The following is a 21143-nucleotide window of genomic DNA, read 5'->3' on the forward strand; positions in this document are numbered from 1 at the left end:
CGATCAGCTGACGCCGAGACCGGCGTCGTCGACCGTGGACTCGCCCTCGGCCTTGAGGACCTTGTTCAGGATGCTCAGGTCGTAGATGCCCTTGAGGTCCGGCTTCTCCAGCAGACCCGCCTTGACCGCGTGGTCCGCCTCGGCGTTGAGCGTGGAGGCCAGCGGGTCGTTGATGAACTGGATCGACGTCCACGCCGGGTCCAGCACCTCGGTCGGCAGCGCCTTGCCGGAGTCCGCCTCCAGCTGCTTGTTCGCCGCGGCCTTCGCCGCTGCCGGGTTGGCGTTGATCCACTTGTTGGAGTCGACCGAACCCTTCAGTACCGCCTCGACGACCTTCGGGTGCTCCGTGAGGAACTTCTGCGACACGATGATGTTCGTGATCACGAACTTCTTGTCGGGCCACAGCGACGCCTCGTCGAGCAGCACCTTGCCGCCCTCGGCGACCAGCTTGGACGCGGTCGGCTCCGGCACCCAGGCACCGTCGATCGAACCGGCCTTGAAGGCGTCCGGGGTCACCTTGTTGTCGCTGCGGACAACGGTTACGTCGCCCTTGCCGCTCTGCGCGTCGACCTTCCAGCCCTGGTCCGCGATCCAGTTCAGGAACGCCACGTCCTGCGTGTTTCCGAGCTGAGGCGTCGCGATCTTCTTGCCCTTGACGTCCTTGAGGGACTTGACCTTGTCCGGGTTGACGACGAGCTTCACACCGCCGGACGCCGAACCGCCGATGATGCGCAGGCTCTTGCCGGCGGACTTGGTGAAGCCGTTGATCGCCGGGGAGGGGCCGATCCAGCCGATGTCGATGGAGCCGGCGTTGAGCGCCTCGATCTCGGACGGGCCCGCGTTGAAGGTCGCGTACGACGCCTTGGTGGCGCCCAGCGCCTTCTGGAAGATGCCCTGCTCACGGCCGACCAGCGCGGTCGCGTGCGTCAGGTTGCCGAAGTAGCCGATCTTGACGGTGTCGAGCCCGTCGATCTTCTCCGATCCGGCGGCGACCTTCTCGTTGGCGTTGTCGTCCTTGGACTCGGAACCGTAACCGCAGGCGGCCAGGGCGAGCAGGGGAAGGGCCGCTACGGCGGCGATGCCGCGGCGAAGAAGAACTGAGCGGTTGGCAGGCACGGGAGGGGTTCCTCTCGTTGGCCCGGCGGTCACGGGTTTTCAGGTCGTGGCCGGGAAATCGGCAAAGGGTTTTCGTCGCTTCCGGGACGGCGGGTGGGGGGACGGGGCGCGCAGGCAGTGCGCGTACGTCAGAGCGCACATCGCGCCACTCCGCCCTGCCCGCTGCCGAGGGCGCCGCTGCCGACGCGGCCGCCCTCCTTCGCGAACGTGGAGTAGAAATCGGTTGTGGTCATTTTCAGAAGTCCCAACCGTCGTCGTCGGACTCGTCCTTGACCGGCTCCGGCGACGCGAACGACTCGCCGACCATGCCCGCGGTGAGCGTGGTGCCGTCGGCCGGGTCGATCAGGATGAACGAGCCGGTGCGGCGGGAGTCGGCGTAGGAATCCACCGGAAGCGGTTCCGAGGTGCGGATCTTCACGCGGCCGATGTCGTTGGCGATGAGCTGTCCCGGGTGCGGGTGCAGGGACAGGTCGTCGAGCGTGAGACGGGACGGGATGTCCTTGACGATCGCCTTGACCGTGCGGGTGCCGTGCTTGATCAGCACCCGGTGCCCGACGGTCAGCGGCTGGTCGGCCACGTGGCACACGGTCGCCTCGACGTCCTGCGTGGTGGGCGGCGCGTCCTTGGTCGGCACGATCAGGTCGCCGCGCGAGATGTCTATGTCGTCCCTGAGCAGCACGGTCACCGACTGGGTCGTCCACGCCGCGTCCACCGGCTCGCCCAGCAGGTCGATGCCGGAGATCGTCGAGGTACGGCCGGACGGCAGGACCGTCACCGCCTCGCCCACATGGAACGTGCCGGCCGCGATCTGACCCGCGTATCCCCGGTAGTCCGGGTGCTCGGCGGTCTGCGGACGGATCACGTACTGCACCGGCAGACGTGCGTGGCAGTGCGCCAGGTCGTGACTGACCGGAACCGTTTCCAGGTGTTCCAAGAAGGTCGGCCCGCCGTACCAGTCCATGTTCGCCGACGGATCCACCACGTTGTCACCGGCGAGCGCCGAGATCGGGATCGCGGTGACCTCGGGAACGCCGAGCTCGCTCGCGTACGCCGTGAACTCCTCGGCAATCTCCGCGAAGACGGTTTCCCTGTACTCGACGAGGTCCATCTTGTTGACGGCGAGGACGACGTGCGGAACACGGAGCAGGGCCGCGATCGCCGCGTGCCTGCGGGTCTGTTCCACAACCCCGTTGCGGGCGTCGACCAGGATCACCGTCAGCTCGGCCGTGGAGGCACCCGTCACCATGTTGCGGGTGTACTGCACATGACCGGGGGTGTCGGCGAGGATGAAGCGGCGCCGGGGCGTGGCGAAGTAGCGGTAGGCCACGTCGATGGTGATGCCCTGCTCGCGCTCGGCGCGCAGGCCGTCGGTGAGGAGCGCCAGGTCGGGAGCTTCCTGGCCGCGGCTCGCCGAGACCCGCTCCACGGCCTCCAGCTGGTCGCTCAGGATCGACTTCGAGTCGTGCAGGAGCCGGCCCACGAGCGTGGACTTGCCGTCGTCGACGGAACCGGCGGTGGCGAACCGCAGCAGGGTCGTTGCCGAGAGTTCCTCGGAGGTGATCGTGCTCATGCTTAGAAGTACCCCTCGCGCTTGCGGTCTTCCATCGCGGCCTCGGACATCTTGTCGTCGGCGCGGGTGGCGCCGCGCTCGGTGAGCCGGGAGGCGGCGATCTCGGCGATGACGTCGTCGAGCGTCAACGCGTCGGAGTCGACGGCACCGGTGCAGGACATGTCGCCGACGGTCCGGTAGCGCACGAGGCGCTTCTCGACGGTCTCGCCGTCCTTCGGCCCGCCCCACTCACCGGCGGTCAGCCACATCCCGCCGCGCCGGAAGACCTCCCGGTCGTGCGCGAAGTAGATCTGGGGCAGTTCGATGCCCTCACGGGCGATGTACTGCCAGACGTCGAGCTCGGTCCAGTTGGACAGCGGGAACACACGGACGTGCTCACCGGGGGCGTGCCGGCCGTTGTAGAGGTTCCACAGCTCCGGGCGCTGGCGGCGGGGGTCCCACTGGGAGAACTCGTCGCGCAGGGAGAAAACCCGTTCCTTGGCGCGGGCCTTCTCCTCGTCGCGGCGCCCGCCGCCGAAGACGGCGTCGAACTTCTCGGACTGGATCTTCTCCGTCAGCGGAAGCGTCTGGAGCGGGTTACGCGTGCCGTCGGGGCGTTCGCGCAGCGCACCGCGGTCGATGTAGTCCTGGACGGAGGCCACGTGCAGGCGCAGCCCGTGCGCGGCGACGACCCGGTCGCGGTACTCGAGGACTTCGGGGAAGTTGTGCCCGGTGTCGACGTGCAGGAGCGAGAAGGGGACCGGGGCCGGGGCGAACGCCTTCAGCGCCAGGTGCAGCATGACGATGGAGTCCTTGCCACCGGAGAAAAGGATCACCGGGTTCTCGAACTCGCCCGCCACCTCGCGGAAGATGTGCACCGCCTCGGACTCCAGAGAGTCCAGGTGGCTGAGGGCGTACGGACTGGCCGTGCCCTCCTCGGCCTTGGCGACGGTCGTCGTCATGCCAGTCCCCTCTCGGTGAGCAGGGCGTACACGGATGCCGCGGACTCCTGCACGGTCTGGTCCTGGGATTCGATCCGCAGATCCGGCGACTCGGGGGCCTCGTAGGGGTCGTCGACCCCGGTGAGTCCGGTCAGCTCGCCCGCCGCCTGCTTCGCGTACAGACCCTTCACGTCCCGGACCGAGCACACCTCGACCGGAGTCGCCACGTGCACCTCCAGGTAACCGGTTCCGCTCTCCTGATGGCGCTTGCGCACCGCGTCCCGGCTGTCGGCGTAGGGCGCGATCACCGGGACCAGGGCCTTGACGCCGTTACGGGCGAGCAGCTCGGCCAGGAAACCGATGCGCTGCACGTTGATGTGCCGGTCCTCGCGGCTGAAGCCGAGGCCCGCGGAGATGAACTCGCGGATCTCGTCGCCGTCGAGCACCTCGACGCGGTGGCCCTCCTCGCGCAGCCGGCCGGCCAGCTCGTACGCGATGGTGGTCTTGCCGGCGCTCGGCAGACCCGTGAGCCAGACGGTGGCTCCGGTCGTCACGTGGTTCTCCCGGTTCGTAGAAATGGGGGTGGGGGTGGGGGCGTTCGTGGAGGTCGAGGTCATCGCGGTCAGCCGTGCAGCCCGCACTCGGTCTTCGAGCGTCCCGCCCAGCGGCCGGCGCGCGCGTCCTCGCCCGCCAGGACCCGGCGGGTGCACGGGGCGCAGCCGACGGAGGCGTAACCGTCCATCAGCAGGGGGTTGGACAGTACGCCGTGCTCGGTGATGTACGCATCGACGTCGTCCTGGGTCCAGCGGGCGATGGGCGAGATCTTGACCTTCTGCCGCTTCTCGTCCCAGCCGACGACCGGAGTACCCGCCCGGGTCGCGGACTCGTCGCGCCGCAGGCCGGTGGCCCAGGCCCGGTAACCCTTGAGCCCCTCTTCCAACGGCTGCACCTTGCGCAACTTGCAGCACAGGTCCGGGTCGCGGTCGTGCAACTTTGGCCCGTACTCGGCGTCCTGCTCGGCGATCGTCTGGCGCGGGGTGAGCGTGATGACGTTGACGTCCATCACCGCCTCGACCGCGTCCCGGGTGCCGATGGTCTCGGGGAAGTGGTAACCGGTGTCGAGGAACACCACGTCCACGCCCTTCTGGACCCGGGACGCCAGGTGCGCGACCACGGCGTCCTCCATCGAGGACGTCACGCAGAACTGCTTGCCGAAGGTGTCCACCGCCCACTGGAGGATCTCCAGTGCGGAGGCCTCCTCCAGGTCGCGGCCCGCCTCTTCGGCGAGCGCCTTCAACTCGTCGGTCGTACGGCCTTCCTGAAGCGTCGTCATATCCGGTCCCCTCCCGGTTCGGTGCGCTGAACGCCCCGGGCGAGCAGCCCGAGGAACTTCAGCTGGAATGCGCGGTTGCATGCCGCGCATTCCCAGGCGCCGTGGCCCTGCTCGCTCGGACGCAGGTCCTCGTCGCCGCAGTAGGGGCAGTAGAAGGGTGCGGCCCGCTCGCTCATGAGAGGGCCTCCTCGCTGGCACGCGTGGCCCAGACGGCGAACCGCTCGCCGTCCTCGCGCTCGTCCTGGAACCGCTTCAGTACGCGTTCCACGTAGTCCGGCAGCTCCTCCGAGGTGACCTTCAGACCACGGACCTTGCGACCGAAAGCGGCTTCCAGCCCGAGCGCACCGCCGAGGTGCACCTGGAAGCCCTCGACCTGCTCGCCCTGGTCGTTGAGGACCAGCTGGCCCTTGAGACCGATGTCCGCGACCTGGATGCGGGCGCAGGCGTTCGGGCAGCCGTTGATGTTGATGGTGATCGGCTCGTCGAACTCCGGGATGCGGCGCTCGAGTTCGTCGATCAGTGCGGAGCCGCGCTGCTTGGTCTCGACGATGGCGAGCTTGCAGTACTCGATGCCGGTGCAGGCCATGGTGCCGCGCCGGAACGGGGAGGGCTTGGCGGTCAGGTCCAGCGCCTCCAGCGCCTCGACCAGCGACTCGACCTGGTCCTCCTCGACGTCGAGGACGATCATCTTCTGCTCGACGGTGGTACGCACCCGGCCAGATCCGTGCGCCTCGGCGAGCTTCGCGATCTTCGTCAGGGTGGCGCCGTCCACGCGGCCGACACGCGGGGCGAAACCGACGTAGTAACGGCCGTCCTGCTGGCGGTGCACGCCGACGTGGTCGCGCCAGCGCTCGACGGGGGCGGCGGGCGCCGGGCCGTCGACGAGCGTGCGCTTGAGGTACTCGTCCTCCAGGACCTGGCGGAACTTCTCCGGGCCCCAGTCGGAGACCAGGAACTTCAGGCGCGCCCGGGTGCGCAGGCGCCGGTAGCCGTAGTCGCGGAAGATGCCGATCACGCCCGCCCAGACGTCCGGGACCTCGTCCAGCGGGACCCAGGCGCCGAGCCGGACACCGATCTTCGGGTTGGTGGAGAGCCCACCGCCGACCCACAGGTCGAAGCCGGGGCCGTGCTCGGGGTGTTCGACGCCGACGAACGCGATGTCGTTGATCTCGTGGGCGACGTCCAGGAGCGGGGAGCCGGAGATCGCCGTCTTGAACTTGCGCGGCAGGTTGGAGAACTCCTTGCTGCCGATGAACCGCCGGTGGATCTCCTCGACGGCCGGGCTGCCGTCGATGATCTCGTCCTCGGCGATGCCGGCCACCGGCGAGCCGAGGATCGTCCGGGGCGTGTCGCCGCAGGCCTCGGTGGTCGACAGGCCGACCGCCTCGAGACGGTTCCAGATCTCGGGCACGTCCTCGATGCGGATCCAGTGGTACTGCACGTTCTGCCGGTCGGTGAGGTCGGCGGTGCCGCGGGCGAACTCCTGCGAGATCTCGCCGATCACCCTCAGCTGCTCGGTGGTGAGCCGGCCGCCGTCGATGCGGACCCGCAGCATGAAGTACTTGTCGTCCAGCTCCTCCGGCTCGAGGATCGCCGTCTTGCCGCCGTCGATCCCCGGCTTGCGCTGGGTGTACAGCCCCCACCAGCGCATCCGGCCGCGCAGATCGTTGGGGTCGATCGAGTCGAAACCCCGCTTGGAGTAGATCGTCTCAATGCGTGTCCGCACATTGAGACCGTCGTCGTCCTTCTTGAACTGCTCGTTGCCGTTGAGCGGGGTGAAGTGTCCCGCGGCCCACTGGCCCTCACCGCGGTGACGGCTCACCTTGCGGCGGGGAGTCGCGGCGGCAGGGTTCTGCGGGGTGGCGGCCATGGTTGATACGTCCTTCGGGACAGCGGAGGAAGGTGTCGGCGCGTAGCGCCGTCCGGGAGGGGTGCTGGTCGGGTGACGGGCGGGCGGCTCTGACCTGCGCGTACGGGCGCATGAGAGTACATGCGCGTCATTGCGCGAGCGGGAGGCTGTACGGAGATGTCGGCGGTGCTGCGGCTCGTCAGCTCGCCGGACAGATGGCGCTGGACATGCGGCCGAGGTCGACGTGCCGCCGACTCACCAAGGCAATTCCAGTTCCGGACATGACGAAAGCGTGTCACGGCGATCTGGACACAGTCCAGCTTCGTCCGCGATGCGGACACCCTTGTCCCGAAATGTGAGACAGAGGTGTCGTCGATCACATGATCCGCGAGGCCTCTTGTCGGCGCAGGTCACAGCCGGTATGAGCGCAGGGTCAGGCCGGGAGGGCGCCCGGCCAGGGACCCGGCGCGGACACCTCGGGCTGCTCCTCGACCTTGGTGTCGAACAGCTTGAAACCGCGCCGTTGATAGTTGTCCATGGCGTGCTCGCCGTCCAGGCTGCACGTGTGCAGCCACACCCGCTTGGTCTGCGGCAGCCCGGGCCAGCGGTCCGTGAGGTCCCACGCCCGGGCGGCGCCGTACGCCAGCAGGTGCCCGCCGATGCGCCGTCCCCGGAAGGCCGGGATCAGACCGAAGTAAACGATCTCTACGACACCGTCGTCCTGCGGCTCCAGCTCCACGTACCCGGCCGGCGTGCCCCGGTCGTAGGCGACCCAGGTCTCGACACCCGGGCGCGCCAGATGCTCCTGCCACTGCGCGTACGTCCAGCGCAGCCGGTCGATCCAGCGGATGTCCCCGCCGACGGACGCGTACAGGAAACGACTGAACTCGGGAGAGGGGACCTCGGAGCGGACGATCCGGACGTCGCCCTCGGGCGCGGCGGCGGGGAGGACGTCGTTCGGGTCGGTCTGCTCCAGGGACCAGGTGGTCACGGGGATGTTGGTCATGCCCGTCAGGGAATCATCTACCCGGTTGTTCTGTCGATCGAGGCCAGCGGCAGCGCGAAGAGCGCTCGTCCCGACTGGGTCCAGACCTCACCGGTCGCCTCCCAGTAGGAAAGGGATTCGGTCTGGGGGCTCCAGCAGCTGTGCGTTTCCTTGGCGCCGCACACGGCCGCCTCGGACGTGTCCGCCTTGTCGTCGCTCTGGCCGGCGTCCTGCCGCCACAGCGTCCCTTGCTTGTCCCGCGGACCGGCGGCGCGGGTCACGTACCACTCCGCCCCGTACGACAGCACGCCCCGTACGCCCGTCACCTTCGTCTCGTACGCCTCCGAGGCCCGTACCCGGCCGGTGGCGCTCGTGGCGAGCAGCCCCTCGTGGCCGGGAGCGGTGCTGAAGGGGTAGCGCCACAGGCGGGCGTTCCGGTCGCCGTCGTCGAGGGTCCACTCCCCGGCGACCAGACTGTCCGGCGCAGTGCTGCGGTCGAGGGAAACGGTTGCGGGGTGCGGGGCGTCGGAGCCGCCACTCAGCTGGTAGGAGCCGATGGCCGGCAGTACGAAGCGGTAACCGTTTGCGGACCAGCCGCCCGGCACCCGCCCGACCGCGTCCCCGGCGACGGTGGCCCGCTGGACCCGGTTCATGTCGTACACATAGAGCGCGGCCCGGTCCCCGTCGTCGGCGGTGACCAGCAGCTTGTCCTGGTACCAGACCATCCCGGAGACATGCGAGACCAGCCCCCGGTAGTCCCGCCCCTCGTCCACCGGGACGGCGAGCAGTGCCCAGGTGTAGGTGAGGTGGTTCAGGTCGCCCGCGTTCACGAAGCCGACCCGGGCCAGACCGCGGTCGGCGACCGTGCCGCCGCTGCGCGACCAGCCGGAGAGGATCACCCGGTTCGAGCCCCAGACGCCGTCGTCGTCCGCGTCCCCCGAGGTGGTGACCGCGCCCGGCTGCCAGCCCTCGGTGTCGTCGGTGTTCCAGCAGTAGGCGCGCGAGGCCGCGGGGGAGACCGGCAGGGCCCTGCGCTCGGTGGCCGAGCAGTCGATCGCGTCCCGCAGGGTGCGGTCGGCCCCGTCCAGTACCGCGCCGACGCCGACCGGTCGGCCCATTCCCGCGGCGAGTCGGTCCAGGGAGGCCTGCGGTACCCGGTTCTCCGTGAGGCGCAGTTTTCCGGTCTCGGCCGAGGCCGTAAGCGGTTTCAGGTCCCCGGGCCCGTCGTCCGTGACCGTTGCCTGGGAGGCGCTGATCATGGTGGCGGCAGCGGTGAGCGCGAGGGCGGTTCCGGACAGGAATGCGCGCAGTGCCCTGCCTCGTCTGCGCCGGCGGTGTCGGCCGCGTTGCTTCATTTGTCCTCCCGAGGCGGGCCAACTGCGCCTGATGATCCGTACGTTGACCGAGGAGCAGGTGGGGTGACCCGTAGAGGGATGCTACGGCAGTCGGGCGCCGTCGGGGACGAAGACCCCGCAAATATGCGGAAGATGCCACCGGAAGGACCCGGGTGAACCATTGTTGCTACGGTGCCGCCGCCCGGTTTCTCACCACCGCGGGCGCGGTCGAATGCGGTAGCAGACCCTTCGGATCCGCCGGAAGGAGCACCTCGACCTCGGCGTCCTCGCAGAAACGATACGGCCGATGTTCCAGGAAACCTCCGAGATACCGCCGTACCCGGGACATCTCGGCCCGCACCGTCACCGTACGGCCCGAGTCGCCGAACACGTCCTCGGCCAGGCCCGCCGCGCTGCGGCCGCCGCGGTCGGCCGCCAGCAGGTAGAGCAACTCGGCGTGCCGGGGACTGAGTTCGTGGGACCACGACCCCGCGCCCCCCGACACCGTCACCGACCAGCGCCGGGACCGGGTCAGGTCCAGCACGATCCGTGTCGCGCCGCGCGGCGCCGGCTCGGCGCCCTCGTCCACCGACCGCACCAGCCAGCCCCCGGCCAGCGGCTCGATCGAGCACAGCCCGAGCGTCGGGAGCCAGCGGCGTCCCGGGGACGGCGACTTGGGCAGCGCGATACGGCTCGCGTACGGCATCCCGGTCACCGCGGCCGTCCACCCGTCCCCGTCCACCGCCGCCGCCCGGCCGCCCAGCCGGGCCAGCACCGGTGCCGCCACCGCGCGCAACCGCTCCAGCGACCCCAGGTGCCTCTCCCGCAACCTGGACTCGGCGAGCTTGGCCACCGAGTCGACCCAGGCGAGCGTGGCCGGATGCATCGTCTCCAGCGGCCCGCTGACATCGACCACACCGAGCAGCCGGCCGTTGCGCGGGTCGGTGATCGGAGCGCCCGCGCAGGTCCAGGCCGCGTGCGAGCGCACGAAGTGCTCGGCGGCGAACACCTGCACGGGACGGCGCACCACCGCCGGCGTGCCCACGCCGTTGGTGCCGACCACGGCCTCGCCCCAGTCCGCGCCCAGCTCGAAGCCGAGCCCGTCGGCCTTGCGCAGCACGGGTCCGCAGCCCTCACGCCACAGCACCCGGCCCTCCCCGTCGGCGACGACCATGATGTGGTGGGCCACGTCCGCGACCGACAGCAGCCCCTCGCGCAGCACCGGGAGCACCTCCCGCAACGGCGACTCCTCCCGTCTGCGCCGCACCTCGTCGGCGCTGAGCAGCCCCGCTCTGAAATCGTGTTCCGGGTCGACACCGCTGCGCAGCATCCGATCCCAGGACTGCTCGATCACCGGGCGCGGGGCCACGCGCGCCTGCTGACCGGCCAGCCGGGCGTCGCGCACCTCGTTGAGCACCCGCGCCGCCCGCGCGGCGTCGACGGCCGCGAGCTGCGGCACGTTCATCGGTGGCATCACCACTGGGCCTCCCGGGAACACACAGTCGGACAACCGGATGTCAAGTTTCTGCGCCGACTGTTTCCGGTCTTGCTGAAGGCCCCCATCTTGCCGTCCACGGGTGACGGAGGGGCATAGTCCGGTCACAACCACCGACAAGTTGCAACCCCCTGCAACCCTGGTGAACATCCACAGGGTGTTTGAAACTTGAGCCACGCCGTCCCGAGCGGCGATTCTGGCCTCGCAGGGCCATTGCGGCGGGGGTGGTGCCGTGTCGGCGCAGCACCACCCCCGCTTCCTGTTCGCGCAGGCCGGGCGCGGTCAGGAGCGGGGTTCGGCCCGCTCGACGATCGACGCCAGATCCAGGCTGTGGGGCAGTGTCCCGAAGGCCGCGCCCCCGTCCCCGCCCAGCCGCGACGCGCAGAACGCGTCGGCGACCTCCGGCGGCGCGAATCGTACGAGCAGTGCCCCCTGAAGCACCAGAGCGAACCGCTCCGCCAGCCGACGCGCCCGTCCCTCGACGCCGTCCAGATCGGCCAGTTCCGTCAGCAGGCTCTTGATCGCCCTGTCCAGCCGGTGATCGGCCCCGCGCGCCTGCCCCACCTCCTGGAGATAGGCGTTCAGCGCCTGCGGCTCCCGCTGGAGTGCGCGCAGCACGTCCAGCGCCTGGACGTTGCCCGCGCCCTCCCACACCGAGTTCAACGGCGACTCGCGCACCAGCCGGGGCATCCCCGACTCCTCGACGTAACCGTTTCCACCCAGGCATTCCGACGCCTCCACCGCCACCGGCGCACAGCGCTTGGTCACCCAGTACTTGGCCGCCGGAACCGCGATCCTCAGCAGCGCCCGCTCCTGCTCGCCACCGTCGTCGTAGGCCGCCGCGAGCCGGAGCGCGAGCACGGTCGCCGCCTCCGACTCCAGCGCGAGGTCGGCCAGAACGTTGCGCATCAGCGGCTTGTCGACGAGCTTCCCGCCGAACGCCTCACGGTAGGTGCAGTGATGGATCGCCTGCGCCACCGCCTGCCGCATCAGCCCCGCCGAGCCCAGCACACAGTCGAGCCGGGTCGCCGTCACCATGTCGATGATGGTGCGCACCCCGCGCCCCTCCTCACCGACCCGACGGGCCCACGTCCCGTCGAACTCGACCTCGGCGGACGCGTTGGACCTGTTTCCCAGCTTGTCCTTGAGCCGCTGGAGGCGGAAAACGTTACGGGTACCGTCTTCCAGCACGCGCGGCACGAGGAAACAGGTGAGCCCGCCTTCGCCCAGGAAAGGGGCCGCCTGCGCGAGCACCAGGAAACCGTCCGACATGGGCGCCGAACAGAACCACTTGTGACCGGTCAGTTCGTACGTCCCGTCCTCGGCCAGAGCAGTGGCGACCGTCGCGTTCGCCCGAACGTCGCTGCCACCCTGTTTCTCCGTCATTCCCATGCCGAACAGCGCCCCGGCCTTCAGCCGGGCCGGCCGCAGCTCACGGTCGTAGATCGTGGACGTCAGCCGGGGCTCCCACTCGGCGGCCAGCTCCGGATCGGCGCGCAGCGCGGGCACCGCCGCGTGGGTCATCGACAGCGGGCAGCCGTTGCCCGCCTCCACCTGCGTCCACACCAGGAAACCCGCCGCCCGACGCACATGCCCGCCCGGCCGCACCCAGGCATCCGTCAGATGGGCCCCGACCCCCTTGCCGAGCAGCCGGTGCCACGCCGGATGGAAGTCGACCTCGTCGATGCGATGCCCGAAACGGTCGTGCGTACGCAGTTTCGGCGGGTACTCGTTGGCCTGCACCGCCCACTCGTGCAGCTGCTCCGATCCGGCCGCCCGGCCGAGCGCCGACAACTCGCCGTGCGCCTCGTCGAGCAGTTCCGGATCAAGATGCCGTTCCACGGCCGCCACCAGCGCTTGATCGGCGCCGTACACGTCGTACCCGGTCAGGGGCGGGGGCTGGTTGGTCACGGTGTGCGTGGTGCCTGCCATAGCCCGAACCTACCCCCGGGTACGACGGTCATGGCCCCCCGGGAGCCCGCGCGCCGCTCCCCGACCCGGTGAAGTGGCCTTGCCGGAGGTGAGTGCAGCCCCGAACGGCGGATACCTTTAGGGCGTGCAGCCAGGAAGTCAGTCACCCGAGCAACCCGGGAGCCCCACCGGGCGTCTCCACCGGGCGCGTGCCCTTTACCGCAACGTTTCCAAGCGACGGACAGCCTGGCTGCTGTTGAAGGACACCACCAACACCTGCATCGAGTACCGCATCCTCGGTCTCGCCGCCGAAGCCGCTTTCTTCACGTTGCTGTCCGTGCCGCCGCTGCTGCTCAGCCTCATCGGACTGCTCGGCTACGTCGACGACTGGACCGGTACCGACACGATCACCAGCCTGGAGGCCAACCTCCTGGACGCCTCGCGCACGGTCCTCTCGGACAAGGGCGTCAGGCAGATCGCCCAGCCGATCCTCGACGATGTGATGAAGGGCGGCCGCCCCGACGTCATCTCCATCGGCTTCCTGTTCGCGCTCTGGTCGGGCTCGCGTGCGGTGAACGTCTTCATCGACACCATCACCGTGATGTACGGCCTCGACGGCGTGCGCGGGATCGTCAAGACGCGACTGGTGGCCTTCCTGCTGTTCGTCGGGGCCCTGCTGATCGGCTCGATCGCGCTGCCGCTGATGGTCGCCGGGCCGGACGCGGTGGTGCGGATCGTCCCCTGGTCGACCACCGTGGTGCAGGTCCTGTACTGGCCGGTCGTGATCGTCCTGTCCGTCGCGTTTCTGACAACGCTGTACCACGTCTCCGTACCCGTGCGCTCGCCGTGGATCGAGGACGTCCCCGGCGCGCTCGTCGCCCTCGCCATGTGGGTGCTCGGCAGTTTCCTGCTGCGCATCTACCTGACGAACACGATCGAGGGCGCCACCATCTACGGTTCCCTCGCCGCCGCCGTCGCCGTACTGCTGTGGATCGGCGTGTCCGCCTTCGCCGTGCTGGTCGGCGCCGCCGTCAACGCCGCGATCGACCGGGTCTGGCCGGCCGCCGCGACGGCCGCGGCCCGCGCCGCCAACGAACGGCTTCGGGAGGAGGAGGCCGCGGAGTACGTAGCCCGCATGGCGGCGATCCGCTCCCACGAGGACGACGACCCCGACGATCCCGACATGCCGTCCGAGTTTCCCGAGCGGTGGTCCCGGTTTCTACCGCCGGAGGACGTGACGGGACGTTTCCGGACGCATGCGAAGAGTTCTCCGAAAGGCCCCGGGGGAAACGGCGGGAACGGCGGGAACGGGGAAGAACAGCCCCCGGAGAAGTGAGCCCCCGCGGAGCGAACCGAGGAGGAACGAGTCCCCGGAGCGCCCCCGGAAACGCGGAAGCTACGCCTTCCAGACGCCCGCCCCCGCCGACTCGTTCGCGAACTCCGCGAAGTCACGCGGCTCGCGGCCGAGCACCTCTCGGACGCCGTCCGAGAGGTAGGCGTTACGACCGTCCAGCAACGACTCGAACAGCTCCACCAGGAACGCGACTTCCTCCGGCGGTACCCCGAATCCGGCCAACTGCTCGCCGTACTGATGCGCCGGCACGGGCGTGTACGTCAGCTCGCGCCCGGCTGCCCGCCCGATCTCCGCAACCGCTTCCCGGAACGTCAGCAGCCGCGGCCCGGACACCTCGAGTGCCTTGCCCACGTACCGATCGCCCTCGGTAAGCGTTTTCACCACCACGTCGGCGACATCCCGCAGGTCGACGAACGGCTCCTGTACCTCTCCACCCGCGAACACCAGCTCCCCGCTCTGCCGCAGCCCCTCCACGAGCGGCCCCTCACTGAAGTTCTGCGCGAACCACGCTGCTCGTACAACCGTCCAGTCCGCGCCCGACGCCCGCAGCGCCTCCTCGGTCGGCAGCGCCCGCTCCTCACCCCGTGACGACAGCAGCACCAGCCGCCGCACCCCGAGTGCGACCGCCTCACGGGCCAGCCGTCCCACCGCCTCGGCCGCGTCCGGCGCCCCCACGTCCGAGGGATACACCAGGTACGCCGCGTCCGCGCCGCGCAGCACGTCCGCCCACGTCGAGCCGTCGTGCCAGTCGAACCCCTGGGCCCGCGAGGCCGCCCGCACCGTCAGCCCGGCCGCCTCGGCCGCCTGCGCCACCCGGCTGCCCGTACGACCGGACGCGCCGGTCACCACCACCGTCATCCGCTGTGCCGTGTTCTGTGTCATGTGTTCAGTCAACTGCCGTACGCCGCACGGTCCCATCGCTGAACGGCTCATTCCCATAAGCACGCGTCTACGCTGACCGCATGGACGCTCCTCCACGCTCGAACATGCTCACGCGCGGGGACCCCCTTGCAGGCCTGCTGGAGGGGCCACGCGCGCGTGGCGCGCTCATGATCCGCGCGTGCTTCGACCCGCCGTGGGCGGTACGGGTCGAGGACCGCGCCCCGCTGACGGTGATGCTCATGGTGCGCGGCGAGGGCTGGGTCGTACCGGACGAGGGGGAGAACGTCCGCCTGCGGGCCGGCGACCTCGCCATCGCCCGTGGCCCCGCCCCGTACACCTGCGCCGATGCCCCCGGCACGCCTCCGCAGGCGCTGATCCTCCCCGGCGGACAGTGCGCGTACCCCGACGGCCGCCTCCTGAACGGCTCCATGGACCTGGGGGTGCGCACCTGGGGTGACCGCCTCGACGGCTCCACGGTCGTCCTGATCGGCACGTACCTCATGCAGGGCGAGATCAGCGGCCGGCTGCTGGACGCGCTGCCCCCACTGCTGTCCCTCGGCTCCGACGTCTGGCAGTGCCCGCTCACCCCACTGCTCATGGAGGAGATCATCCGCGACGAACCCGGTCAGGAGGTCGTCCTGGACCGCATGCTCGACCTCCTGGTCATCGCCGCGCTGCGGGCCTGGTTCTCCCGCCCGGAAGCGGCGGCCCCGGCCTGGTACCAGGCGCTGGCCGACCCGGTCGTGGGCCGCGTTCTGCGACTGGTCCAGGACGACCCGGCACACCCCTGGACCGTCGCGTCCCTCGCCGCGAAGGCAGGCGTCTCCCGAGCGGCCATGGCCCGCCGCTTCAGCGACCTCGTGGGCGAACCCCCGATGACCTACCTCACCGGTTGGCGCCTCGCTCTCGCCGCCGACCGACTGCGCGACACCCAGGACACGATCGGCGCGATCGCCCGCCAGGTCGGTTACGGAAGCGCTTTCGCCCTTTCCAGTGCCTTCAAGCGGGTGTACGGCGTCAGCCCACAGGAACACCGGACGCGGGCGGCTTAGAGAGAGTCCGGGGGAGTGGGCATCTGGGCGGTTGGGGCAGCCGGGGCGACGATGCGGGCGGTGCCGGCGGTGCGGTGCCCTGCGTGGGTGGGCGCATCGGGGAGGAAGAGGGCCGAGGGCGAGGGCAACGTGTTTCCGGTCGGCGTTTCGGATTCCGGCTGTAGCAACCCTGACGCTGTTAGCTACGACGGTGGCCGGATCGAGGCCGCGGAAACACGTGGTGACCGGTCGTACGCGGTTTCCTCGCCGCGGCGGCGAGCTCCGGTCGCAGAACGGACGCTGCGACACCACGCGTATGGCGGCTCCATCCGCGCAGGAGTCGGTGGTGGAAGCGGGTCAGAAAGCGGTACGGCTCCGTACCGGCGCCCCGGATCCCGGCGGCGTAGCCTGACTACATGTACGAGGAGCGACCCTCCCGGCTGGTCGGGGCGGTGGTATGGACGAACACGCCGTCCGCGGCACCCGGCGCGCTCCCCGTACTCCCCGACGGCTGTATGGACCTGCTGTGGCGCGAGGGCAGACTGCTGGTCGCCGGACCGGACACCCACGCTCATGTACCCGACGGCCCGCCCGTGTCCTGGGTGGGCATTCGCCTGTTCCCCGGCACCGCGCCCGCGCTGCTCGGCGTACCGGCTCATGAACTACGCGATCGTCGGGTCGAGTTGGCCGATCTGTGGTCGGCATCGGAAGTACGTCGCATGACCGACCGGGTTGCCGCGGCCGTGCACCCGGCGGTGGCACTGGAGGAGCTGGCGCTGGAGCGGGCGGCGCCGCCGGACCGGGCCTTGCGCCGACTGGTCGCCGCCCTGGCCGCAGGACGGGCGGTGGCCGAGACGGCCGACGAACTCGGGCTCGGAGCACGGCAGTTGCACCGCCGGTCGCTGTCGGCCTTCGGCTACGGCCCCAAGACGCTGGCCCGGATCCTGCGCCTGCAACGGGCTCTCGTGCTGGCCCGGCAGGGCGTGCCGTACGCGGACACGGCGAACCGGGCCGGTTACGCCGACCAGGCCCATCTCTCCCGGGACGTCAGGGAGTTCACGGGCCTCACCCTGGGCGCCCTGCTGCGTTGAGCGGGCTGCCCTACTGGGGGAGCGGTGCGAACAGGTCGACGCCGTTGCCGTCGGGGTCGAGCACGACGGCGTAGCGCTGGCCCCAGAAGGCGTCCCACGGCTTCAGGTCGCCTTGGTGACCGGCGCCCAGCAGCTCCTCGTACACCGTGTCGACCTCGCCCGGTGTGTCACAGCGCAGCGCGAGTGAGGTCCGTCCACCACCGGACGGCGGCTGCCACCCCGGGTTGAACGAGCGGACGGTGTCCTCGGTGTCCAGCAACAGCCGCAGTCCACCGGGCAGTTCGGCCTCGGTGTGCGGTTCGTGCTCGGCGCCCTCGGGAAAGGCGAAGCCGAGCCGACGGTAGAAGGAGACGGACGCGGCCATGTCGGAGACGACCAGGCCGATGGCATCGAATCGTGGACTCATACGGCAACGGTAGGCAGCGCTGCCGCAGCCGGTCTTGAAAGAAACGGACACGCCCTCGGAAAACCTTTCCGTACACCCGGACGGCACTGGTGGACGGACGCCCGACCGGGCGGACACGGAACCCAGCCCCGGTCCCGACGCCGGGCTGAACGTTGTTACCGATCATCGTCTCGGCCGCTCGCCACGAGAGCGCGCCGACATTCGTCGGCCAGGGACGGGAGGAGCCTGCCGGCGGCTGGAAACCGGTCTCCACGGGGAGTGGACGGCCGCAGTCGCGAGGTTCACCGATGCCGAACCCTCGACCAGACCGCTCCGTTCCCTGGGGTGGCCGAGGGCGAACGGCTGTGCCCGCTGAGGGCGGGCGACGCGAAAAGGCTCCCCAGGTCAGCTGAAGGTCACCGGCCCGTTGGGTGTGTCCACCGTGAACGAGAATCCCGCCAGGCCCTCGGCGAGGGCGAGGTCGGTGCCGAGGGTGGTCAGCAGGGGGCGGATCTCCTCGGGGTCGGGAGCGGTGCCGGTCAGTTCCAGCAGGGGGCTGACCGGCAGGCCTGAGGCGGAGGGGTGGGTGGTGCTGCCCCAGTCGATGAGGAAGGGCACCAGGCCGGACGGATGTGGGGAGCCGCCGTCGGTCAGCCGCCATCGAAGCAGGGTGCCGTCGGGGCGACGCCGGCTCATCTCCCGTACGTCACCGGTGTCGTAGCCCCGCGAGCGGGCGGCCGCGACCGTCGCGTCCAGATCGGGCGGGCTGATGGCCCAGGTGATCGTCCGCGCGGAGGCGAGCGCGTCCACGCCGAAGGGACGCGGGTAGGAAGGCGTGGGCTGTTCCGGATCCGGGCCGATGATCTCCAGATATGCGCGATGGCCCAGGTCGACCAGGTAGTTGCGGGTGCCGAGCCCGACATGCACCCCGCCCGGCGCCGGGGCCACTCCCGTGCGCCGGGTGAACTCGGCGACCGTCGCCGCCAGATCGGGCGTTGCGAGGACGATGTGGTCGAGGCGTGCGGGAATGGTGTTCATCCCGCCCGAGCCTACGCGCCCGTCCTCCGAAACGGCCGCGCCCGGGGAACACCTGTGCGGCAGGCTGGGGTGCGGGTTCTATGCGCTACTCGGTATCCACGCCGTAGGCGCACGGCTGGTGTGGCTGTTGATCCGCGGGCTCGTCGTCGGCGACGGCCGGGGGTGATCGGCGGCGGAAACCATATGAAAGCGGTGGACTCCAGGCAACCGGTTACACCCTTGTTCGGCAGCCCGTCTGAGGTGCAGGTTCTCCGCGGCCGAGCGCGCCGGCCGGACCGTTTCCGACGCAGGCGCGGGGTCTCATCGGCCCGAGCGCCGACGTCCGGTTCAGGGCCGAGCCTGTCCCACCGTTTCCGAAGACAACGCCCACTGCCGAAATTTTCGCCCTGATCATCTCCTGGGACCCGAACCTCCGCCCGCCTAGGCTCGTCCCCATGACCGCCCGCCTGCTCGTGTACACCCGCACAACCGATTACCGCCACGACTCCATCCCGGACGCCGTCGCCGCCGTACGCGGGTTGGGTGAGTTCGCCGTCGACCACACCGAGGACCCGGCAGCCCTGGAGGCTTCGCTGGACGGGTACGCGGCCGTGGTCTTCCTCTCCACCAGCGGCGAGGTGCTGACCCCGGCAGGGCAGGAACGTCTCGCCGGTTACGTCGAGGCGGGCGGCGGTTTCGCCGGTGTGCACGCGGCGTCCTGCACCGAGTACGACTGGCCGTACTACGGCGAACTCCTCGGCGCCCGCTTCGCCCGCCACCCCGAGTACCAGCCGGGCAAGGCGGTGATCGAGGACCACGACCACCCCGCCACCCGCTCACTGCCGACCGTCTGGGACGTCACCGACGAGTGGTACGACTTCCGCGCCAACCCGCGCGGGCGGGTACGCGTTCTCGCCGTCGCCGACGAGTCGTCGTACTCGGGCGGCGGGATGGGAGCCGACCACCCGCTGGTCTGGTGCCGTGAGCAAGGTCAGGGACGCGTTTTCTACACGGCCCTCGGTCATGCCTCCCAGGCCTACGCCGACCCTCACTTCCGTGCCCATCTGGGCGGTGGCATCGCCTGGGCGGCACGGCTGCGGGACCAGTGACGTTTCTCCGGTGAACCGGTTGCGCCATTGGGGTGAGCAAAGCCTTCACATGGAGAAAGCCGCACATCGACATAGAGATCCTTTTGTCTTCGTAAAGGGCCGTTGTGTCGCAACGGCCTTCTTGCACCTGGTGTGTTGACCCCTCGACTCCATTGGAGGAGCCGGACGGTGACTTACGGGAACAAGTTGCGGGAGCGGATCGCCGACCCGGGAACGACCCCGCTGATCGGCGTGTACGACATGTACTCGGCCTCGATCGCGGCGGAGCACTACGACGGGATGTTCGTCTCGGGCTTCGGCTTCGCGGCCTCGCACTACGGGCTGCCGGACATCGGTTTCATCGCCTGGCCGGACATGGTGGCGTTCGTCCAGCGGTTGCGGGGCGCGTTTCCGCAGCAGCATCTGCTGGTGGACATCGACGACGGGTACGTCGATCCGGAGGTCGCCTGTCATGTGGTGGAGGGCCTCGAGCGCATCGGGGCCTCGGGCGTGATCCTGGAGGACCAGAAGCGGCCGCGCCGGTGCGGGCACGCCGACGGCAAGCAGGTGCTGCCCCTGAACGAGTACCTGGCGAAACTGGAGATGGTGCTGGCCACCCGGCGCGACCTGGTCGTGGTGGCCCGTACGGACGCCACCGACGAGCACGACATCCTGCGGCGGGCCAGGACGCTGGCCGCCACCGACGCGGACGTGATCCTGGTCGACGGGGTCCGCACCGTGGAGTGGATCCGCCGGATCCGTGACGTGGTGGGAAACAAGCCGCTGCTGTTCAACCAGATCGCCGGCGGCAAGTCTCCCAGGCTCTCGCTGAGCGAGCTGTCCGACCTGGGCGTGAACGTCGCGATCTACAGCACGCCGTGTCTTTTCGCGGCGCACGCGGCGGTGGACTCCGCGCTCGCCGACCTCAAGCGGGCCGACGGCCGACTCCCCGAGGTGGACGCGGCGAGCGGCATCGGCGTGCGGGCCTCGACCGAGCTGTTGGAGCGGAACATCGCGCGCCTGCGCACCGCGCCCGAGAGCGTGAACGCGTGAGCCTGGTCGCGCCCCGGCTCAGGACGGCGACGGTCCTGGCGGCCGCCCTGCTGGGTGCCGCCACGGCGCCGGCGGTCGCCGAAGGCAGCCTGATCACCGTGATCGACAATTCGCACGCCGACTCGATCCTCGAGGTCGACCGGGCGGCCAACGTCCAGCAGGGCAGCAGCGGCACCGCGGGCAGCGACCACGACGGAAGCGCCGTCGACATGATGGAGGCACTGGTCGGCGCGCCGGACCGGGGGGAGGACTGAGGCGAGGAGATCACCGGCCGGGAGCCACCGTGATGGCGGCGCCCGGCTTTCCGCTGTTTGTTACGAAGATTTTCTCGGCAACCTGAGCGAGCGCTCTGCTGCCAGGTGAGGCACCCCACGGTGAAGAAACGCATCGCAGCGATGGTGATGGTGACGGTCGGGACCCGCTCGCGGTCGTGACGCTCGTGACGTGCCGACGCCTGCGAGCGGCCCGGCCCACGCGAGCGGGTCGCCGAACGGTTCGTCAGCCCTCGTCGGCGTCGGGGCGTCCGGCCTCGTCCAGCTCGACATCTTCGGGCTCGTCACCGGGATCGTCGACGGTGGCGTGGGCGGTGGCGTCCCGGGGGACGGGCCCGAGATTCGCGGCCTGGGCCGTCCCCATGACGGTGATGAGGACGGCGGAGGCAACGACGAACAGGAATGCGGTGCGCGTGCTGAGGTTCATTCCCGGAAAACGATCAGTAACGCCGGGAGG

At 70.0% G+C, this 21143-nt stretch carries 22 protein-coding genes; 6 read left to right on the plus strand and 16 right to left on the minus strand.

Annotated elements, in window-relative coordinates; translation table 11 throughout:
- Window positions 1–3: 3 nt before the first annotated feature.
- The 12 genes from G9272_RS34625 to G9272_RS34680 all read right to left on the minus strand — a co-directional run bounded on the left by G9272_RS34625 (window position 4) and on the right by G9272_RS34680 (window position 12534).
- Window positions 4–1116 (minus strand): aliphatic sulfonate ABC transporter substrate-binding protein, encoded by a 1113-nt coding sequence (locus tag G9272_RS34625; RefSeq protein WP_171400165.1) that lies wholly within the window; start codon window positions 1114–1116, stop codon window positions 4–6.
- 235 nt (window positions 1117–1351) lie between these two features.
- Window positions 1352–2686, minus strand: coding sequence for a sulfate adenylyltransferase subunit 1 (locus tag G9272_RS34635; protein WP_171400166.1), 1335 nt, complete (start codon window positions 2684–2686; stop codon window positions 1352–1354).
- Window positions 2687–2688: 2 nt separating this feature from the next.
- On the minus strand, window positions 2689–3627 hold the full coding sequence (cysD, locus tag G9272_RS34640; RefSeq protein ID WP_171400167.1) for a sulfate adenylyltransferase subunit CysD: 939 nt from the start codon (window positions 3625–3627) through the stop codon (window positions 2689–2691).
- Window positions 3624–4223, minus strand: coding sequence for an adenylyl-sulfate kinase (cysC, locus tag G9272_RS34645; protein ID WP_171400168.1), 600 nt, complete (start codon window positions 4221–4223; stop codon window positions 3624–3626). The genes cysD and cysC overlap by 4 nt, the downstream gene beginning before the upstream one ends.
- A 5-nt stretch (window positions 4224–4228) precedes the next feature.
- A complete protein-coding gene (locus tag G9272_RS34650; protein ID WP_171400169.1) occupies window positions 4229–4939 on the minus strand; it encodes a phosphoadenylyl-sulfate reductase in 711 nt (236 codons plus the stop codon).
- On the minus strand, window positions 4936–5115 hold the full coding sequence (locus G9272_RS34655) for a hypothetical protein (RefSeq protein WP_171400170.1): 180 nt from the start codon (window positions 5113–5115) through the stop codon (window positions 4936–4938). Before G9272_RS34655 ends, G9272_RS34650 begins: the two co-directional genes overlap by 4 nt.
- Window positions 5112–6809, minus strand: a complete 1698-nt coding sequence (locus tag G9272_RS34660; protein ID WP_171400171.1) for a nitrite/sulfite reductase — start codon at window positions 6807–6809, stop codon at window positions 5112–5114. The genes G9272_RS34655 and G9272_RS34660 overlap by 4 nt, the downstream gene beginning before the upstream one ends.
- Before the next feature lie 178 nt (window positions 6810–6987).
- A complete protein-coding gene (locus G9272_RS46250) occupies window positions 6988–7071 on the minus strand; it encodes a putative leader peptide (protein ID WP_309486338.1) in 84 nt (27 codons plus the stop codon).
- A 150-nt stretch (window positions 7072–7221) separates the two neighbouring features.
- The gene (locus G9272_RS34665; protein ID WP_171400172.1) at window positions 7222–7794 is read right to left on the minus strand and encodes a GNAT family N-acetyltransferase; all 573 of its coding nucleotides are present in this window, start codon (window positions 7792–7794) and stop codon (window positions 7222–7224) included.
- Window positions 7795–7811: 17 nt separating this feature from the next.
- A complete protein-coding gene (locus tag G9272_RS34670) occupies window positions 7812–9128 on the minus strand; it encodes a hypothetical protein (protein ID WP_171400173.1) in 1317 nt (438 codons plus the stop codon).
- Between the two features lie 166 nt (window positions 9129–9294).
- A complete protein-coding gene (locus G9272_RS34675; RefSeq protein WP_171400174.1) occupies window positions 9295–10572 on the minus strand; it encodes a GAF domain-containing protein in 1278 nt (425 codons plus the stop codon).
- A gap of 312 nt (window positions 10573–10884) precedes the next feature.
- Window positions 10885–12534 (minus strand): acyl-CoA dehydrogenase family protein, encoded by a 1650-nt coding sequence (locus tag G9272_RS34680; protein ID WP_171400175.1) that lies wholly within the window; start codon window positions 12532–12534, stop codon window positions 10885–10887.
- Between the two features lie 124 nt (window positions 12535–12658).
- Here G9272_RS34680 and G9272_RS34685 point away from each other — a divergent pair, with 124 nt between their 5' ends.
- A complete protein-coding gene (locus G9272_RS34685) occupies window positions 12659–13849 on the plus strand; it encodes a YihY/virulence factor BrkB family protein (RefSeq protein ID WP_171400176.1) in 1191 nt (396 codons plus the stop codon).
- Window positions 13850–13909: 60 nt separating this feature from the next.
- On the opposite strand, the gene G9272_RS34690 is transcribed toward G9272_RS34685, so the two are convergent.
- Window positions 13910–14749, minus strand: a complete 840-nt coding sequence (locus G9272_RS34690) for an NmrA family NAD(P)-binding protein (RefSeq protein ID WP_171400177.1) — start codon at window positions 14747–14749, stop codon at window positions 13910–13912.
- 104 nt (window positions 14750–14853) lie between these two features.
- Here G9272_RS34690 and G9272_RS34695 point away from each other — a divergent pair, with 104 nt between their 5' ends.
- Both G9272_RS34695 and G9272_RS34700 read left to right on the plus strand, forming a co-directional pair.
- Entirely contained in the window at window positions 14854–15801 is a 948-nt protein-coding gene (locus G9272_RS34695; protein ID WP_171402295.1) for an AraC family transcriptional regulator, read from the plus strand.
- 395 nt (window positions 15802–16196) lie between these two features.
- Window positions 16197–16871, plus strand: coding sequence for a helix-turn-helix domain-containing protein (locus tag G9272_RS34700; RefSeq protein WP_171400178.1), 675 nt, complete (start codon window positions 16197–16199; stop codon window positions 16869–16871).
- A gap of 10 nt (window positions 16872–16881) precedes the next feature.
- Here the strand turns inward: G9272_RS34700 and G9272_RS34705 are convergent, their stop codons facing one another.
- Window positions 16882–17277, minus strand: a complete 396-nt coding sequence (locus G9272_RS34705) for a VOC family protein (RefSeq protein WP_171400179.1) — start codon at window positions 17275–17277, stop codon at window positions 16882–16884.
- 384 nt (window positions 17278–17661) lie between these two features.
- Window positions 17662–18294 carry a VOC family protein gene (locus G9272_RS34710; RefSeq protein ID WP_171400180.1) on the minus strand — a complete coding sequence of 211 codons (633 nt, stop codon included), beginning with the start codon at window positions 18292–18294 and terminating at the stop codon, window positions 17662–17664.
- A 434-nt stretch (window positions 18295–18728) separates the two neighbouring features.
- On the opposite strand from G9272_RS34710, the gene G9272_RS34715 reads away from it, so the two are divergent.
- The 3 genes from G9272_RS34715 to G9272_RS34725 all read left to right on the plus strand — a co-directional run bounded on the left by G9272_RS34715 (window position 18729) and on the right by G9272_RS34725 (window position 20668).
- Window positions 18729–19382 (plus strand): ThuA domain-containing protein, encoded by a 654-nt coding sequence (locus G9272_RS34715; RefSeq protein WP_171400181.1) that lies wholly within the window; start codon window positions 18729–18731, stop codon window positions 19380–19382.
- 168 nt (window positions 19383–19550) lie between these two features.
- Window positions 19551–20414 (plus strand): isocitrate lyase/PEP mutase family protein, encoded by an 864-nt coding sequence (locus G9272_RS34720; protein ID WP_171400182.1) that lies wholly within the window; start codon window positions 19551–19553, stop codon window positions 20412–20414.
- Window positions 20411–20668: a hypothetical protein gene (locus G9272_RS34725; RefSeq protein ID WP_171400183.1), complete on the plus strand. Its 258-nt coding sequence runs from the start codon at window positions 20411–20413 to the stop codon at window positions 20666–20668. The genes G9272_RS34720 and G9272_RS34725 overlap by 4 nt, the downstream gene beginning before the upstream one ends.
- Before the next feature lie 244 nt (window positions 20669–20912).
- Here the strand turns inward: G9272_RS34725 and G9272_RS34730 are convergent, their stop codons facing one another.
- Window positions 20913–21113, minus strand: coding sequence for a hypothetical protein (locus tag G9272_RS34730; RefSeq protein WP_171400184.1), 201 nt, complete (start codon window positions 21111–21113; stop codon window positions 20913–20915).
- Window positions 21114–21143 lie beyond the last annotated feature (30 nt).

This window comes from Streptomyces asoensis (genome assembly GCF_013085465.1).
Taxonomy (GTDB): domain Bacteria; phylum Actinomycetota; class Actinomycetes; order Streptomycetales; family Streptomycetaceae; genus Streptomyces; species Streptomyces cacaoi_A.